The sequence below is a fragment of the Paenibacillus sp. FSL R5-0517 genome, assembly GCF_037974355.1.
In the GTDB taxonomy this organism is placed as follows: domain Bacteria; phylum Bacillota; class Bacilli; order Paenibacillales; family Paenibacillaceae; genus Paenibacillus.
Genome location: NZ_CP150235.1, coordinates 160028 through 178758, shown reverse-complemented (window position 1 = coordinate 178758; position 18731 = coordinate 160028). Strand labels below are relative to the sequence as shown.

Annotated in this window: 14 protein-coding genes; 1 reads left to right on the top strand and 13 read right to left on the bottom strand. The window is 45.9% G+C overall.

The annotated features are described in order from the left end of the window. Position 1: 1 nt before the first annotated feature. The 5 genes from rapZ to MKX40_RS00850 form a co-directional block, all read right to left on the bottom strand. Complete coding sequence (rapZ, locus tag MKX40_RS00870; protein ID WP_017691251.1) at positions 2-901, bottom strand: RNase adapter RapZ; 900 nt, start codon at positions 899-901, stop codon at positions 2-4. A 51-nt stretch (positions 902-952) separates the two neighbouring features. Beyond that, positions 953-1903: an ROK family glucokinase gene (locus MKX40_RS00865; protein ID WP_017691252.1), complete on the bottom strand. Its 951-nt coding sequence runs from the start codon at positions 1901-1903 to the stop codon at positions 953-955. A 450-nt stretch (positions 1904-2353) separates the two neighbouring features. Beyond that, positions 2354-3385, bottom strand: coding sequence for an AI-2E family transporter (locus MKX40_RS00860; RefSeq protein ID WP_124118318.1), 1032 nt, complete (start codon positions 3383-3385; stop codon positions 2354-2356). Positions 3386-3547: 162 nt separating this feature from the next. After that, positions 3548-4507: a thioredoxin-disulfide reductase gene (gene trxB / locus MKX40_RS00855; RefSeq protein WP_339239014.1), complete on the bottom strand. Its 960-nt coding sequence runs from the start codon at positions 4505-4507 to the stop codon at positions 3548-3550. A 171-nt stretch (positions 4508-4678) separates the two neighbouring features. Beyond that, positions 4679-6412 carry a tetratricopeptide repeat protein gene (locus tag MKX40_RS00850; protein ID WP_339239013.1) on the bottom strand — a complete coding sequence of 578 codons (1734 nt, stop codon included), beginning with the start codon at positions 6410-6412 and terminating at the stop codon, positions 4679-4681. Between the two features lie 317 nt (positions 6413-6729). On the opposite strand from MKX40_RS00850, the gene MKX40_RS00845 reads away from it, so the two are divergent. Beyond that, positions 6730-7179: a hypothetical protein gene (locus tag MKX40_RS00845; protein WP_339239012.1), complete on the top strand. Its 450-nt coding sequence runs from the start codon at positions 6730-6732 to the stop codon at positions 7177-7179. Between the two features lie 150 nt (positions 7180-7329). Here MKX40_RS00845 and MKX40_RS00840 read toward each other — a convergent pair whose 3' ends face one another. The 8 genes from MKX40_RS00840 to hisJ all read right to left on the bottom strand — a co-directional run bounded on the left by MKX40_RS00840 (position 7330) and on the right by hisJ (position 18725). Then, positions 7330-9087, bottom strand: coding sequence for a hypothetical protein (locus MKX40_RS00840; RefSeq protein ID WP_339239011.1), 1758 nt, complete (start codon positions 9085-9087; stop codon positions 7330-7332). A gap of 255 nt (positions 9088-9342) precedes the next feature. Beyond that, positions 9343-10293 (bottom strand): TIM barrel protein, encoded by a 951-nt coding sequence (locus tag MKX40_RS00835; protein WP_339239010.1) that lies wholly within the window; start codon positions 10291-10293, stop codon positions 9343-9345. A gap of 48 nt (positions 10294-10341) precedes the next feature. Continuing rightward, positions 10342-11214, bottom strand: coding sequence for a carbohydrate ABC transporter permease (locus MKX40_RS00830; protein WP_339239009.1), 873 nt, complete (start codon positions 11212-11214; stop codon positions 10342-10344). Positions 11215-11284: 70 nt separating this feature from the next. Then, a complete protein-coding gene (locus MKX40_RS00825) occupies positions 11285-12184 on the bottom strand; it encodes an ABC transporter permease subunit (RefSeq protein WP_339239008.1) in 900 nt (299 codons plus the stop codon). A 130-nt stretch (positions 12185-12314) separates the two neighbouring features. After that, complete coding sequence (locus MKX40_RS00820; protein ID WP_339239007.1) at positions 12315-13904, bottom strand: extracellular solute-binding protein; 1590 nt, start codon at positions 13902-13904, stop codon at positions 12315-12317. 451 nt (positions 13905-14355) lie between these two features. After that, entirely contained in the window at positions 14356-16617 is a 2262-nt protein-coding gene (locus tag MKX40_RS00815; protein ID WP_339239006.1) for a helix-turn-helix domain-containing protein, read from the bottom strand. Between the two features lie 255 nt (positions 16618-16872). Further along, positions 16873-17820, bottom strand: a complete 948-nt coding sequence (locus MKX40_RS00810) for a ribose-phosphate pyrophosphokinase (protein WP_036616184.1) — start codon at positions 17818-17820, stop codon at positions 16873-16875. A gap of 65 nt (positions 17821-17885) precedes the next feature. Then, complete coding sequence (gene hisJ, locus MKX40_RS00805) at positions 17886-18725, bottom strand: histidinol-phosphatase HisJ (RefSeq protein WP_339239005.1); 840 nt, start codon at positions 18723-18725, stop codon at positions 17886-17888. Positions 18726-18731 lie beyond the last annotated feature (6 nt).

The following is an 18731-nucleotide window of genomic DNA, read 5'->3' as shown; positions in this document are numbered from 1 at the left end:
TTCAATGACGGTCCCGGTCGGCGTCGCGATGGCTTACGGTGACAGCTTCTGTCTCGCTGCTTCCCAACATCTTGCCCAAATATTCCGATATCGCTACCGAACGATGCTTGCCTCCGGTACAGCCGATTCCAATAATAACCTGGCTTTTGCCTTCCTTCCGGTATTGCGGAATCAGGAAATGCAGCATATCCAGCAGCTTGGTCAGAAACGCCTGAGTCTCTGGCCACTTCATAACATATTCGTACACATCACTATTCTGTCCCGTATTCGGTCGTAAATGATCAATATAATGCGGATTCGGTAAAAAACGTACATCAAACACCAGATCAGCATCAATTGGAATGCCATATTTGAATCCGAACGACGTAATATTCACTGACAGCATTTGGCTTTCCAGATGAGAAAAGCGGGATATGATGCGTTCTTTCAGTTGGGCAGGCTTCATTGTACTTGTATTCAGTACCTGAGTAGCGGAGTTTTTGAGTTCCTCCAACATCTTGCGTTCCAGTCGGATGCCGTCCAGCGGCATGCCCTCAGGAGCCAGAGGATGTCTGCGCCTGCTTTCTTTATAACGCTGAACAAGCACAGAATCTGTAGCATCCAAGAATAAAATTTCGCAATGAATGGTAAAATGATCTTTAATATAGTTCAAAGACTCGGACAGAGCCGTAAAGAATTCACGCCCGCGCAGATCGATAACCAATGCAACCTTACCAATCTTGCCGTTAGACTGTTCAATTAGTTCCGCAAATTTCGGAATCAATACCGGTGGCAGATTATCCACACAGAAGAAACCCAGATCCTCCAGGCTTTGTACTGCAATGGTTTTACCTGCCCCGGACATGCCCGTAATGATAATGAGCGTGGCGCCTGTGCCTGGTGAGCCTTCACCTTCAAGCATAAATGTCCCCTCCTTATCATATTGCTGTCTTCATATATTGTTACGAGGTTACTAGGAACGCAAGAGAAGACCTGCCGCACCCACAATACCTGCATTATTCCCAAGTGTAGCTTCCAGAATCTGAACCCCATCTTGCAACGGTTCCGGTGTCAGCTTAGCAAATACGGTACGTATTTCATCGAACAAGAAATTGCCCGCTTTGGACACACCGCCACCAATGATGAACATCTCCGGGTTAATGACAGCCGCTACAGTCGCCATGGACTTGCCCAGGTAGAATGCTGCACGGTTTACAATACGCTGTGCTACTTCATCGCCTGCCTTAGCAGCATCGAATACTTCCTTGGCTGCAATCTTGTCGACGAGTGCCAGTGACGTATGATCACCACGTTCTACGGCATCCTTCGCCATACGGATAATACCCGTTGCAGACGATACCGTTTCTACACATCCCATTTTACCACAGCCGCACTTGATGGCCTCCAGATCAGGTACTACACTGATATGACCCAGCTCTCCCGCCATACCGGAGAAGCCTTGATAGATGTTACCATTCAAGATCAAGCCTCCGCCGACGCCTGTACCGAGTGTATAACATACACAATTGTCTACGCCTTTGCCGGCTCCTGCCCATACTTCACCCAGTGCTGCCACGTTTGCATCGTTATCTATTTTGATTGGCTTGCCCAGACGTTCTTCCAGAATCGAACGAATGGCCACATTCCGAAATCCGATGTTAGGGGCATGAACGATAATTCCCTCGCGTACATTCGTGAAACCGGCCACTCCAGCACCCACACCCTCAAGCTGTTCCCAACTGTATGGTGATTCGGCTACGATATGTCGGACATACTTCTCGATGTTGGCGATGACCGTGTCTACGCCCTTATCCACTTCAGTCGGTCCTTCATACGTATGCATTAGCTGACCTTGTTCATCGCATATACCGACCTTGATTGCTGTTCCGCCGAGATCGACCCCAACGTAGATTTTCTCAGACATGCTGCAAGCCACCTTTATCTATCTAAAATAGTTTAAGTCCTACGTACCAACTATAATTGAAGGATACGCCTGGGTCAAGACGATAAGACCTCGGATACATCTTGCTTTGACAGGGTTGTGAACCACATCACATAGCATTTATGAATACGTATACAATCTCATCACCTTCATTTATGAACGCACGCTTTGTTCCTTCCTCGATAGCAGAGGAAGCCTCAACTCATGATATTGCATCTCCCCTCGTTCCATTCATAAAAGATGATCATCGTCCCCTCAACGTGGTGTCCCATTTCACTCCACTAACCACCAGTCATTCTCACGCAGAGGACCATTGAATGACGTCACAGCCAACACAAAAGCGCCTTCCACAGATACAGATGGAAGGCGCCTTACTTTTATAAAATCAATGTTTTTCAATTGGATTGCACTCAGCCGTTCTTCAGCTATACGTCACAACTTCGACTCCACACGTACCGGCTCTTCTGTCTTCTCCATCTTGTTCACATCCAGAATATCGAGCAGGAAGACAAAGATCGGAATACCAATGATCAGTCCCCAGATTCCCAGGAAGTGTTGCGACAGAATCAGTACGATAAAGGTGTAGAACATTGGCAATTTGGTCTTGTGCGCCATCAATTTTGGATTCAGGAAGTACGTCTCCAAAGCATGAATTACAATAATCATGATGATCACAATAATGCTTAATTTCAGTCCACCCATCTGATACCCAATCAGACAGAGCGGTACCAGCGAGATGATAACCCCCGCAACGGGCACCAGACTGAGCAGGAACACCAGAATGGTCAGCGCGAACAGATATGGGAAACCCAGAATCCATAAGCCCAGAATGGTCAGCACTGTATTGAACACCGCAATCAGAAGCTGTGCCTCAATGACTTTACCAAAAGAAGAGACGAACTTGTCTCCCAGATAAGCTACTTCATTATAGAACCATCCAATTTTACTTGTTTTGAACTTGGACGTGAACTTGGATATCTCCTGCTTCTGCAACAAGAAGAACAGACTCAGAATGATAACGAGCAGAATAAACTCCAACCATTTGCTCAAAGCGAAAATATATTTCAATGCATCATTGGTGTAATTTTTGATATCGAAGGACTGAAGGTAACCCGCAATCTTGGAAGCAAAATTATCTCCATCTGCACTATCCAAAAATTTCATAATCTCGTTCGTTAACTGAACGACCTGATCCACGATCCGTGGTGAATATCTGGAGATACCGAGCACAATTACTGCGATAACAATCATATAGAGCAGAATGACCACAACTTTATAATTGATCGGAAACAACCGATTCAAACCACCTGTAATGAAATGCTGTAATCTGTTCATGACATACGTCACCAGGAACAACAGCAGAATCATGTGCAGCATACTCCCCATACTGAACAAAACCAAACAGAACAAGAGCAGGATCAAAAATCGTCTCACTGTCGCATTCTGTAGCCAATCTTTTATCATTTCCCCCAAAATCTTCACCTCACAGCTAATATGCCCCATATGTATACGAACTCATGCCCACTGTAGTTTCAAAAAAAGAGAAGCCTTCCGGCTTCTCTCATTACATGAGACTTCCCGTTGTCTCTTATTCCTAGCATATGCCCAACCTCACGCATGTCATGCTTATTTATCCAACGTTTCGCTCCAATCATGGATAATGCTTCCTTCAAGGAACTTCTCACAATCCATCGCGGCCATACATCCGGATCCTGCAGCCGTAATAGCTTGGCGATACTTCGTATCCTGAACATCACCACAGGCAAATACACCCGGTATATTGGTCTCCGTCGTTCCTGGTTTAACCACAACATAGCCATGTTCGTCCAGTGTGATCGCATTACCCAGAAATCCGGTATTTGGCGTGTGACCAATGGCAACGAATACGCCATCTGCTTCGAGCAACTCTTCCTGCCCCGTCTCATTGTTGCGCACCTTCAGTCCTTTGACACCCATAGCTTCCGGTACGACTTCGAGTGGAGTACGGTTCAGCGCCCACTTCACCTTCTCATTGCTGCGAGCCCGATCCTGCATAATCTTGGATGCACGCAACTCATCCCGACGGTGAACCAATGTGACGTCTGTTGCAAAACGAGTCAGGAAGCTTGCTTCCTCCATGGCGGAGTCACCACCGCCCACAACCACGATTTTTTTGCCCCGGAAGAAGAAACCGTCACATGTCGCGCATGTACTTACACCACGTCCCACATTTTCCTGCTCACCCGGAATACCGAGATAACGAGCGGAAGCACCTGTGGAGATAATGATCGATTCAGCTTCCAGTTCACCGATTCCTCCAACTTTGACCTTGAAAGGCGGTTTGCTGAAATCCACTTCTTCCACCCAACCATTTTTGAATTCGGCTCCAAAACGCTCAGCTTGCTTACGCATGTTGTCCATCAGTTCCGGACCCATGATACCTTGCGGGAAACCGGGGAAATTCTCAACTTCCGTTGTCGTCGTCAATTGACCACCCGGCTGAAGACCTTCGATAACCAGTGGTTTCAGATTAGCACGAGCCAGATATATCGCTGCTGTCAGACCCGCAGGTCCCGTTCCGATCACAATCGTTCTGTATTTAGACATATAGATACAGCCTCCTTAATTAAGGTGAGAATGTGTTGTACTAGCGATGAACTTGCCAAGATGATATCCTACAGGCATTTACAAGGCCCATTCGTTAAGTTTACCCGTTTTCCCGGTTGTTGTATCCTTCACCTCATGATGTCTTTCTGAAAACGAGTGAGGGCCAACTTTCTATACAAGTGGTGGATTGCTGTTACACACCGCATGAATCTGTTTAGCATACTTGCTAACCGTTGATGCCGATATCCCATACCGCTCAGCAATGCTTTGATAGGTAACGGGACGACTATGATTCTTCGCTGCCAAATATTCAAGTCCAGCAGCCCAACCCTCAATTTGTTTCGTGCCCGGAACCTCTGGATGTACACGGGATACATAATCCGTCCAGAGCCGTTCCATCTCTTGCTGCAACTCAGCCTTTGCTTCAGACATCTGTAATGCACGATCAACAACAGCCTGCCAATGAGAGGTCGAGCTAGTGTCCGATGGTTCTGATGTGGATTGAACCTTCCCAATGGACTTCAAGGCAACAGGAGAAAAGGGACGAACCACCTGAGTATTCCCCTCCTCATGTTCAGCCGATTTCAATCCGTTCAGTACAGCTTGTGCTGCCTCAAGCAGATCCTGTTCTTCTCCCGGCTCTTCAATGAAGGATTGCAGAGCCTGCTGCACCTCATAATCACCGATCATTCCGAGCGCATGAATAACCTGCAACTTCGTTGCCCGATCACCATGCCGCAATGCCCAGAAGAACGATGACCGAATCAGTGGATCATTCTTCATTTCTTCAGGAATGCCGTTACCATAGTTCTCCCACTGTCTGAACTGCTCGTCGAAAGGCAGATGATAGTGATAACTTAGCTTCTCTGGTTCTTGCTCGCCTTGTTTTACAGCTTCAAGACCTGACAGATAATAACGGGATACTTCGGAACCCGGATCAAGCTTGGACACATGATGCCATAGACGCTCAGCAGCATCATAACGTTCTGTATTATAAGCCGCCACTGCTGCATAATGAGCAAGTGCCGGATCAGCAGCTGTCTCTTCATCCTTGAGCAAACGCCGGAAGTGAACATAAGCCGTATCGTGTTGGCCCAGAATTCCCATCGTTGTCGCGAGTTTGTAGACTTGTTCGTGCTGGAATGGCACGATGACCCGCAATTTTTTGATCAGAAGCAGCACTTGATCGGCCCGGTTCTCGTTTTGATGGAAAATGGCCAGATTACAGAGTGCATGCAGATTACCTGGTTCCTGTTCAAGCACTTCGGCAATGGTCTCTTTTGCTTTGGAAAACAGACCCATATAATAGTAGGCGAGTGCCAGATTGTTACGGGCAGCCAAGTAATCAGGATAATCAGAAGACATGCCTTCGAGCAATTCAGCAGCCTGTGCAAATTTCCCTTCTTCCAACAGTTCCCGTGCCTGATCGTGCTCCACTACACCTTTGCGTGATTTGATTCGATTCAGTTTGGTCGGACGATCCAGCTCATAGTACAGAAGCTCCATCATCTCTTCGGCCTCCGTCATGAACTGACCCTGGGTGTCCTCCTCCAGATAGGTAACAAGTGCTTGCTCGGCTTCCTCAAACCGATCCATATTTGCATAATTGTTCGCCATATAGAAATAACATTCCGTCATCGACGGATCTACCACTTCCAGCACGTTAGCCAGGATGGCATTGGAGGCTTCGTAATCCCCCTTCTCCGATAATATACCCGCCATATTACAATGATTTACCGGATTTTCCGGTTCGTATTCAACAGCTTTGCGAAAATATTTTAATGCCTTGTCAACATGATTACGGTCCAGCGAGCGGACAGCTCTTTCAAAAAAGAAAGAAGCATCCAAGTGAATCGGTATAATATTGGCAAGGTGTCCCTCAGCCCGCACTAGCTTGCCCTTCATCTTCCAAGGCACCTCCTCTTTGCATTTCATTCATACTCTCCAGTATACCACATCTTAAGGCCCACTTCTCAATATGTAGTTTCATGTCGTTTATGAAAAAAATGCAAAAGAAAAGTGATATTCCATTTTGCAGGAAACATATCACCTTGGAGCGTTGTTTATTAAAAGGATACCTTTTTTGCCTAGAGACTCCATCACTCACTTGCCACAAGATCTCTTTGCAGTATTGCATTAGTCCAATCCCGTCGGTCACGGGATGTCGTGTGTAATTATAAAAATAAAGGTACATCATTATTTTTTTAGGAGATGTTATATTGATGATCTCGAAAATTAAACCACTTATATTCATCTTAATCTGCTTATTTGCTTTGAATGGATGTTCGGAAGAGATAAAAAATGATGAAAATCATTTTACACTTGATGAAGTAGTAACAGCGCTTGAGTCTCAAAACTTGAATTTAGTGTCCTTTGGTATAACCGGGTATCCTTTGAAATTAAATGATGTTGTGCCTGAGGTGTACTCCGTTGAAGTACCAGTGGAAGAAGAGCCTTATAGCCCTGAATTTTTACATTTCTATATTTTCAATTCAGAGAAAGATCGCATTAACGGGACCAAAGAATTCAATAAGCACATGGAAAATGCCCATTTCACAACGTTCCCCTTTCTATATGAGAAAGGAAATGCCCTTATCGTCTACTGGAGCAATACCAAAGATAATCCTCTGTTCACCAAATCCATCGACACTGCGTTGGAGCAACTGCAATGATAGTTCAAGTTTACAGTATGAGACGCATCCTGAAATATCAAAATTCATGAAGTTCCATGGATTGAGCACATCATTGGGGATGTAACGAACGGTTCGCCGTAATCATTCGTAAAAAAAGAAGACCAAGCCCGCAGGCTCGGTCTTCTAAAGTTATGACTCATTACTCAACGCCATCGAAGGCGAAAGTGAAATATGAATGGTTTTATCAAACGGTGTCATGAAATTGACCAGCACAACCTTGCACTTGTCCGGCAGTTTGGCCTCACGAACCGTTGCCGCCAGATGCCCAAGTTCGCCCCCTGTAATCTCCAGCCAGTCTTCTCCGCAGGTATAGCGTAACGTACCGCCTTTCCACAAATAGTGACCCTCACTTGTTTCCATCGCGTCCTCACAGGTCAACTCACCTTCGCTTCCGAATACAAAGGACAACTGCATCATAATGTCCTCCGGTTCTTGCCCGGATAGATGCATGGTCCATCCATTTTCAGTTGGTTGCACTTCTGCGCCTACACGGAATGTCTGCTCATGAGTAAGCTGACGATTCTGATGAGGTAGCAAATACCATGGACTTATATCTGATGCAGCAGATTCCGGTAACAGATTCGCAGGAACTGGACCATAGTAGCCTTTCTTCTGCTCACCAGTCAAACGGTACCCTTCGGATAATCTGGTCATGTGCTGCATAGGGACATAACCCGGATTAAAGTATGAAGCCAGTTGCACAGCCAGCAGACGCACCTCACCATGACGAAGCGCGAAGAAAGAAGGAACTTCTGTCATCACGGTCACGCTAGTAGCACCATCCCGAATTCGGGCTACCGGAGCACCAAAATCCGTATGCATCCGACTGTGAGAGATCCGTCCGTGATGCCCTGCTGAATCCATCTGTCCCAGATAGTCTCCCCGTACAAAATGTTCATTCAGCATAACTTCGTATTGCTTCGGTAATGCATCACGTTCCTCATCCGGATGCTGAAGCTCAGGCTCAAGCATTAACCGAATGAGTGTATTCACCGAGCACCCTCCCGGATCAGTCAATGTATCTCCCGCCCAGGCTGCCATCCCCGCAAAGAGTGGATCACCATCCAACCGCGCCAGAATGGCATACGGTAGGTAATAGGGTGACAGATCATGAACACTGCCCAGATCCTGTCGCCCTGAATAATCTGTAACAATCTCACCTGAAGGATGCACCAGGTACACCATCATGCGGAGATTAAGCCTCACCGGTTCCAGCAGTTCAGGACGATTGAGCAGGCGCGCGGCATGAATTAACATGATGTCGCTAACTGCGCTGTATATTCCGTTGCTTCGTTCGGTCCACTCCCCATCGGGTGTAATATCCATGCCTTCTGCCAGCCACTGCTCTGCGCGCTGCACAGCTTCCTCCAGACCAAAGATTTGATGCAGGAAACCGAGCGCCGCGCATAGCACCCAGCGATGATTCGGCGTATGACAACCACCTGTAAGCATCGTTGGAATCGTGCGTTCCAGAAACAGCCTCATGTTGGTCAGTACAGGTTGCAATGGCTCCCATTCCTGTTGCTGAAGTAACTGATACAACTGTGAATATCCCACAACGACAAATGCAGTGTCTGGAGGGGAGTGGTAATTAGTCCAGCCCGGAGATATTGAACCATCTTCATGCTGGAAGCGGAGTACATATTCCGTAGCTATCAGCAGTCGATCTAACAACGCCTCATCCCGATAATAGATGGAGTCCGGATTGGAGATCGCAGCCCCCCAGTAACACATATCCGTGGGCGTTCCCGTTGTGTGGTTGACCCAGGCAACACCTGTATAGGGATCGATGGTGCCTCCATAATAACGGCTTTCAGGGTCAAGCATCTGCCGGGATATGCCTCTTTCTACCGCTCTGTCATTACTCTCCACCAGCTGTTTGTACATGTGCAGTCCCTCCATACCAATGCATTCTCCCGATGTGCGGAGTATGTTGCTTCAGCGCCTTCAATTCAGAACGGAAGCATACTCACACCGCCCGTAGGTGAGTTCATTTTTTCTCGTCAGTATATACCATATACCGATTAAAGTCGCTAGAAAATACGTGCTTGTTTTACTTCATATTTACGGGTCTTTGTCACTGAGGAAAAAGTCGTTGAACACACGCTGTGAACACGCCAACTGTTTCCCCCATCACCACGCCTACTCTGTCACTCCAAGCTTCTTCATAAGCAAATCATGACTCTCGTGAATCTCTTCTGCCGTACAGGCAGACTTCAACTCATACACCTTCACTTGTGCACGACGGATCATCGGCAGATAGGCATCATAGAAATTCATATCCTTACTGTGTACATACGGGCACCAGTGATCAGAGAGACCGAGAGTCTCATGAATATGCACCCCTACGATATCATCCATCAGCCCCTGCATTTCTCCCACACTGTCATATAGGCCCATTCGATCCATCATGATGGCATGACCTGTATCGTACCAGATGCCAACCGGGGCCCCTTTGAGGGCCGTAATGATGGTCTTGGCTTCAGCAAGGGTAGGAATCTGTTGTGGTCTGGATCTCGTCTCGATGCCAAAACGGACATCCAGACCTTTGGCTGCCGCCCGATTGCACACTTCATCCAGACTGGCGATAATTTTCTCCACATACCCTGAACTGAGAGCTTGCCGCCGCTCCATCAATTCCGCCCATTTGCTGCGATACTTCGGTGAATCCGGGCCTTCCTCGTTATAGATCTTTCCAAGATCTTTGCTGATATCCTCAGGGAAAGGTACCTCTCCGGGGTGTACAACAACAGCTTCTCCCCCATAACGCTGGGCATATTCAGCCGACTCTACCAGCAATTCGATCGCCCGCTTACGTTTCACTTCATCTTCGAAGCCGAGCAGGATGGAATCCGTACCATAATCGGGATCAGGGTCATGTGGAAAGGTATTGTGGACACTAGAAATTCCGATCTCTCCACGCTCAATCATGGGCTCAATCGTCGTGAGCATCTCTTTCGTTACATTATAATTTAGCTCCACCCGGCGAAAGCCGAGATCTGCAATCTCCCGAATCATATTTTCCCCGACATCATGTTTTCGGATATTCCAGCATGTGGAGAACGAATATATTCCCTTATCTATGTGCTGCATCTGTTTTCCTTCTCCTCCCTCTGGCTAAACTTTTACACCAGCCTTAACTCAACCTTTTACCGCGCCAAGCATCGCACCGCTGACAAAATACTTTTGCAGCCACGGATAAACAAGCAGAATGGGTACCGTTGCAAAAACAACTGTAGCTGCCTTGAGACTTTCCGGAGTCAGTGGTGTGCGGTTAGCGCCTTCCATTAATGTAAGCTCACTCACCATGTTGTTTTGAACCATTTGGAAGAGCTTCAGTTGTAACGGATACAACTTGGGATCATTAATATACAACAGGGAATCCTGGAATCCATTCCAGCGACCAACCGCATAGAATAGAGCTAATGTGGCCAGTACAGGCATGGATAATGGGAGTATGATTTTGAATAGCGTGTGTACATGTGAGCTACCGTCAATTTCTGCTGATTCTTCCAGACTTTCTGGAATACCTCTGAAGAATGAGATCAGGATAATCAGGTTAAAAGGGCTGACCAGTCCAGGCAGAATCAGTGCCCACACTGAATTAAGCATATTGAGATCACGAATGAGCAAATACTCGGGAATCATCCCGCCACTGAAGAACATCGTAATGATGATGACATACATGAAGAGCTTGCGCCCTTTCAATTTTTTCTTGGTTAACGGATATGCAGCAGCAAGTGTGAATAACATGCACAACACTGTGGTTACCACTGTCAGAATAGTCGTAAAACCCAGTGAATATAGCATGGATTGATCAGAGAATACTTGAACATACGCATTCCAGTTAAATTCTTTAGGAAAAATGGTCACTTCTCCCGAAGTAATAGCCCGGTTAGAACTTAGAGATATCGCAATGGTATGCAAAAATGGAGCTAGACAGAATATAACAAACAAACTGATAAAGGAGATATTAACGATATCAAAAATCCGATTTGAGGTGCGTTCACTCATATGCGCACAGCTCCTTTACTGATGGTCTATACATACAAGCCGATTGGCGTCTCTTCCGTTTATCTACAACCTACAAAATACCTTCACCCGTTGCTTTCTTTGAAATATAATTAGATCCTAGCACGAATATGAGCCCTACCACTGCCTGGAACAGTCCAACGACAGTTGCCAGCGTGTATTGTCCTGATTCAAGACCAACTCTGTATACAAAGGTACTGAGTACATCGGAATATTCTCGCACGGCCGTATTACCAATGATATAAGGCCGATCAAAACCGATGCTGACCATATGTCCGAGATTAAGAATGAGCAAGGTCACAATGGTTGGTTTAATACTTGGCAACGTAATATGCCAGATTCTCTTCAGTCTTGAAGCTCCGTCAATCTCTGCAGCCTCAAACAATTCCTTGTTCACGCCAGTTAATGCCGCCAAATATAGAATGGTACCCCATCCTGCACTCTGCCAGACACCTGTGAACAGATATGTCACAAGCCATGGATTTTTTTCTGTCAAAAATGGTATTGAATTTAAGCCCAAACTCTCCAATACACCGTTAACCATACCGGATTGATTGCCGAACAATTGGTATACAATCCCCCCAATGATAACCCAGGAGATAAAGTGAGGAATGTATAGAATCGTTTGCGATAGTTTTTTAAACCATTTAAAACGAACTTCATAGAGCATGATGGCCAATAAAATTGGAGCAGGGAACGAAACAAGCAAGTCGAGGAAATTTAACATGAAGGTATTTCGTAATGTGGTGTAGAAGTCCCGCATTCCAAATACTTCACGGAAAGCATCGAAACCGATCCACTCACTCCCGTTAATGCCCTGAAACAAGTTGAAATCCTTAAAAGCGATCTGAACCCCGTACATTGGGCCGTAACGAAAGATCAAGAAGTAGATCAGGGGCAGTGAGATGAGCGCGTATAATTGCCAATACCTTTTCAAGTATGTGATGGTCAAATCGGTTTCCTCCTATCAACAAGAAACGGCTGTGCCGCCCATACTGGCGGCACACGTTCCTTCCAAAGTTATGCAGTGAATTACATATTTATTTAGTAATTAGAAGATGAATCTGTTTATTTAATAGCGCTTACTGAAGTGCTGCTTCAAGCTCTTTCTTCAGTTCTGTGCCACCCAGTGACATGAAATCATTCATTTCTTTTTCATATACCGCTTCGAAGTCTGCCGGTTTAGCCATCGCAGTTTTCACAATAAGCACTTTCAACTTATCATTTAGCGCTGTACCATATTTAGATTCTGCTTCGATTGGTTTGCTGAAGATAACCGGGCCGATCGTATCCGTATTAGCAATATCAATGGACTGTCTCATCAGCTCTTGGTTACGTTCTGGGAAGCCTGCAATCCATGCGGCTTCATTGGCTGCCTGATCTCCAACAACTTTACCGTTAGCAATAATGGCCATGTCACCACCGTTGTAGACACGATCTTTGACATCCTGTGGTGCATCATCTTTAACAACTGGAACACCATCAACCATATCGAAATTTTCACCTTCGACACCTGTGTTTATCTCTAGCAAGTTCGTTCCAGAAGCCATCCAGTCCAGGTATTTCACTGCTTCAACCGAACGTTTGCTGCTTTTTGGAATCATGATGTACATACCGTTGCTACCATAGCGTGATTTGATGTGTTTATTGTCCACATTCGGGTTGGTGTAAGCGTCAACTGCTACAACTTTGCTATCCGGTACATTTTTGGATAAATTATCAAGCATACCATCTGCATACAGAATCTGACCTACGTCCTCAGACATGTAGCCGATATTACCGTTCTGGAAATCTTTGACCAATTGCGTTTTTTCTTCATCAAGACTGAAGTCTTTGCTGATCAGACCTTCATTGTAAAGTTTGTTAAGGAACTGCATCGCATCTTTGAACCCATCATGCAATGGTAGCTCGTAACGCTGACTGTACGTAAGTCCATCTTGTACGGGTTTAATAAATGAGTAAATCAATGTTTCATACTGGGCTGGGGCAAGTGCCATACCCATTGGGATGTTTTTGCTGCCCAGATTACCCGGATCTTTCTCTTTAAACGCTTTCAGCGTTTCATAAAGCTCATCTGTTGTCGTTGGAGCCTTCATTCCAACCTTGTCGAGCCAATCCTGACGGATATAAGAATTGTAGCGGGAAGTAATGGCACGTTTACCCGGAATAGCGAATTGCTGACCTTCAAGCTGACCAAATTTCAATAGGTCTTCGCCAAGATATTCTTTTAAGTTAGGCGCATGTTCATTAAGAAGTTCACCCACTTCAGTTAGACCACCTTGCTGAGCATAACGGTAGAACACACTGGAGTCGTATACAAACACAATATCTGGAACGTCGCTGGGGCTGGCCATTAACACGTTGAGCTTCGTTGTTTCTTCTGAACGTTGAACAGGTACGAATTGCACATCAATGTTATTCGGATCGCCGAATTTCTCTTGAACAAATTTAGTTAAATAGTTGTTAGTGATCGTATGTGGAGAAGGACTGTTACCACGATCGAAAACCTCCACTTTCAAAGTAACACGCTCACCATTCGTTGTTGCCCCGCCTTCTGCTGATTCTTTGTCTGATGCAGACGAGCACCCCGCAAGTAAGGACACTCCCATTACCATTGTAAGTGCCAGACCCATCCATTTCTTCTTACTCCCCTTGGTTGCTTTTCCAATCATTTTGTCATCCCCTTTTACTTTGCGTGAATGTTTAAGGCTTGCTCCGAGTATTCCACATCTTCGCGGACTCTAGCAATAAACCAGTTTCGGAAGCGCTTACAAACGGATTATGGTTTATATGCTACGCCTATTTTCGCAGACTGATTATTTTCCCAAAGCTATGCTGCTCTAGGCTTTGATGGCTCTCAACACCTTACGACTCAGAACTGCCTGTCCCCATTCGGATAAACCATTTTCACACACTGCCTATATTCGTAAACGGGGGATAATCAGGAATATTAGCTTGTTATCCTGCGAAAACAGTTGCATCAATTTATTTCTCCCAGCAGAGAGCTGTTCAACGAAAACAGGGCGAACCTCTGCAAGCCTGCTCTCCTGGTGGAAAGTGACTGCATGAAATTCACCCTGTGCTATCCTGATCTATAGATCTCAGAATAAGATCATCATTGCGTTACTCTTCGGGTTCTCGATGTTCTCGTTTCAAACGACGATAATCTCCTGGTGTGATACCCGTTACCCGTTTAAATACACGTCCTAATGTAATTCCATTCGCATACCCAACCTTCAGGGCAATATCCTGCAAAGAGTAATCGGTATTGAGCAGAAGCTGCTCCGTCTCCTTCATGCGAAGCTCTGTAACAAAATCAACAAACTTCATGTTGAATTCTGTCTTGAACAAATAACTCGCATGTTTGCCCGTAATCTGGAATCGGTCGCTCAGATGTTTCAAGGAAAGATCAGGATTCGCAAACTGTTCTTCAATATAATTTTTCATTTCGTTGACCATGGCTTTGTAACTCTTGGTTTCCGTTACCGCTACATACGTTCGGAACAAGTCCGTCAGACCATCGAACAAAAGACTTTTCACATCCGTAAGCGTCTCTGCCTCTTCCACAGCGCTTAACCATCTGTTGATGTTTTCTTCAGACAGCTCCTCCTGAAGCCCTTCCGACATCATAGCCACCTCTCGGCTGAGCATCTGTAACATGGCTTGAATCAGAGAACGAATCTCGTCATCCGGCAATTTGTTCTGTTCAAATGCGGTAAAGATCTCCTCCAACTGTTCCCGCCACTGTCCACTCGACATCCGGAACCGCTTAACAAAGTCCGCAATCATCTGCAGATAAGTATAGGTATCCAGCAAAGGATGCTGTGGTTCACCGCAGTCGGCTTGGCCGACATCTCCGTTCATCAAAAGTTTACGTTGCATTACCGCTTCTGCTGCCGCATAAGAACTTCGTATCGCACCGATTCCCTGAGCAATAGGTCCAATGCCAAAGCTTAAGGAAATGCGTAGATTTTGTTCCACCCAAGATTTGCATTCCTCAGCTACAACCCGAATCTGACCAGACATGTCCAAGTTGTTATTACTCTGTTCTTTGAACACAAAAAGGATTGCAATTTGATCTACACTAATCCATTCCGTCCAGCATTGTACTCCGGTATTACGTGACAGCTCTTGCAAAACATTCATCAAGGCAAACTTCAGCGTATTTTGTTCACCTCTCGTATACCTCTCCTGGAACCCCTTCTCATAACGATTAATCTCTCCAACAACAACGATAAAGCGTGACGATTCATGCACGTCATTCAGTGGAGAGAGCTCTGTTAATTGCTCTTCTGCATTTTCGATGTGTTCACCGTGCAATAAGGCATTGAACAACTTACTGCGCTGCATGAGTATATTTTCCCTGCTTTTCTTGTCATAATCCATCATGTGATTAATCAGATTCTCAAGTACACCGTCAATCATCTTCATCTCATCCGTACGAGCCCCCGAGTGTTCAAACGCTCGAATCTGATGAGACTCAATTCGGTTCATGATGATCTGAATAGGCTTATAGTTACGACGAGTAATATACACGATATACACAATTGCACAGATAACCGTCACAATCGCAATGATTACCCATACATAAGACACGACAGATACCCAGCCAAATAAGTTACCGGCCTTGATTCCACTGGATATGGTCCATCCCAGTCTTTCTAATGATAGCCTGTTCAGTTCCTGACCATCTATCGAGCCCTCTTGGTCCGAGTGTGCATTATACACAACCTTACCTTCCCGATCAGTAATCGTCAGGAATGAGAGCTGACCATTAACCATACTATCTACGCTCTGTTCAATACTGCTCATCTTGATATTAATGACCAATGTGCCCTGAGAGCCAAAAGGCAAAGGCATGTCCTTGTTCACGGTTAATACGCGAATCGGGGTACGTTGAGAAGAGTCCGTATCGAATTCCCGGACAGGTTGCCACCCTGAACCGATAGAACCGGTACCCATCTGGTCAATCCATGCCTTATCCGAGAAACCTTCCGCTTCTCTGGAGCCACTTACGGTCAGAACATGTTTATTTCGCTTGTCATATAGATAGATGGATTGAATCCATGAGGACGAATTCGTTAGCTCCCGTAAACTCTGTGCAATTGCATACACTGTGTCCGAGCTGTTCTGGTTTCTGTTACTAAAATAGAGTCTGTATGCCTGCTGACTCTGTACCGTTTCCAAAATGGATAGTTCAATCCCCCTGATTGTACGATCCACCGTGTCTATCATATAACTGGAGGAGATCCGGTCTGCTTTTTTTGTTTCCTCTTTAGAGATGTCATTGATGAAAACAAACGCGATGAAAATGAGTATGGTCACCGTAAGAAAAAAAATTGGGAAATAAGAGAACAGTAACCGGTAGTACCAATTACGAGACAATAGACCCCACTCCTCACTCCACGATGCCAATGTTCTCAGCCGTGGTTCTACTGTTCAGCATCCATCTCACCTTGAGGGCTGAATACTATAATGATAACGCTATCATAACTGATTTTATGTTATTATAGCACATGCCTCGGAGCAGCAATGCAAGAATTGAATTCCAAGAGCCAAAACAAAAAAACCGTGCTGAGCAGACAACAACTCAGACACGGAACACTTCATCTGGCAGCACACCGTTATATCCTCGATGCACTAAATGCCAGAATCCTTAAACAATGTGGCCATGGAGCCACCATCCACAATAATGCGTACGGCGCGAGCCAGCATTGGCGCAACAGGTAACACTTTGAAGCATTCGGGGTGGTCATCTGGCAGTGCGATCGAATCCGTAACTACCACCTCTTCAATTGACGGGTGATTCAACTTACTTACTGCTCCATCGGAGAACAATCCGTGAGTTGCACATACATATACGTTTTTGGACCCGCGTTCCTTCAACCCTTCCACCACATTCAGAATGGTTGTTCCGGTGTCGATCAGATCCTCAATAATAATCGGGGTCCGTCCTTCTACATCACCAATGACATGGGTAATCACGGATTCATTATGGCTTGGACGTTTCTTGATCATAATGGCAAACGGGGAATCCAGACGATTGGCCAGCTTCTCTGCCATTGATGCTCGTCCCGCATCAGGGGACACAACGACAGGGTTCTCAATACCTTTGCTCAACAGATAATCACTAATCAGATCCAGCGATGTCATGTGATCAACTGGAATGTTGAAGAATCCCTGAATGGCCGCTGCGTGCAGGTCGATCGTTACCACGCGATTGGCGCCAGCCGTAGTTAATACATCGGCTACCATCTTGGCCGAGATCGGCTCCCGTGGAGCAGATTTACGCTCTTGACGCGCATAACCATAATACGGAACAATGATGTTCACAGTGCGTGCTGAAGCCCTCTTTGCGGCATCAATCATCACCAACAGCTCGACAAACAGCTCATTGATCGGATGAGACAACGACTGTACCAGAAACACATCACAATTACGGATCGTTTCTTCATAATGAACGTATATTTCTCCGCTCTTGAACCTGGACAGCTTGATCTTGCCCAGTTGTACACCCAGCTTGTCACATACTTGTTCTGCCAGCTTAGGGTTCGATGAACCGGAAAAAATACGTAACGAATGCTGCATAATGCCCTCCCGAGGGTTGAAGCCCCTATATAATCCCTTATCTAAAAGGTTATTTCCTACCCTCATTATACTCCACTGGCTTCTACATTTAAAGGAATGAACGAGCGATGACGGCCTTCAAAAACAGCGACTTCCGTACAGCCCAACTCATGTAAAAGTGCTTCAGCTTCAGGCAAATAATCCCCCAGCTTCAGTGGATCATGCGCATCAGAACCCATCGTTAAAGGAATGCCCAATCGAATAGCCTCCGTCAGCATTCTACGACTAGGGAACATCTCGGCGCAAGGCTTCGATAACCCGGAAGCATTCAGTTCCATGGCGCAGCCACTTTTGGCAATAGCCTGCAGCGCTGCATTCTCTAGTGAGCTACGTTCCGCCGTCTGCTCCTCTGAAGGAACATAGCCAAACCGTTTAATGACATCCGTATGACCCATAATATCGTACAGGCCCGTCGCAGCTGCCTTACTCACGGCATTATAGTACTGACGATATACTTCAAGGATGTCTTTGCCCTCCCAGTGATGGGTCTGGCGAAAATCCGTAATGTCCCATTCCCCGAGGAAATGAACGGAGCCAATCACATAATCCCAAGGATAACGCTCAATGATTGCACGAATCTCTGTTTCCCAGCCTTCAATATAGTCACCTTCCAGACCAACACGTACGTCAATCTGCCCACGGTAACGTTCTTTCAGGGAGAAACACTCCTCTACATAACGCGGCAGTTCATCCATAGGCATCGCCATTTCCGGATAATATTGAGCTGGATCGACATGCAGCAATGGCATGTGATCGGACAATCCAATCTGGGATAGTCCAATCTCCACACCACGCTGTACATACTCTTCCAGTTTGCCAACGGCATGTCCACACCGCTCATGGTGTGTATGGTAGTCTATACGCACGAAACT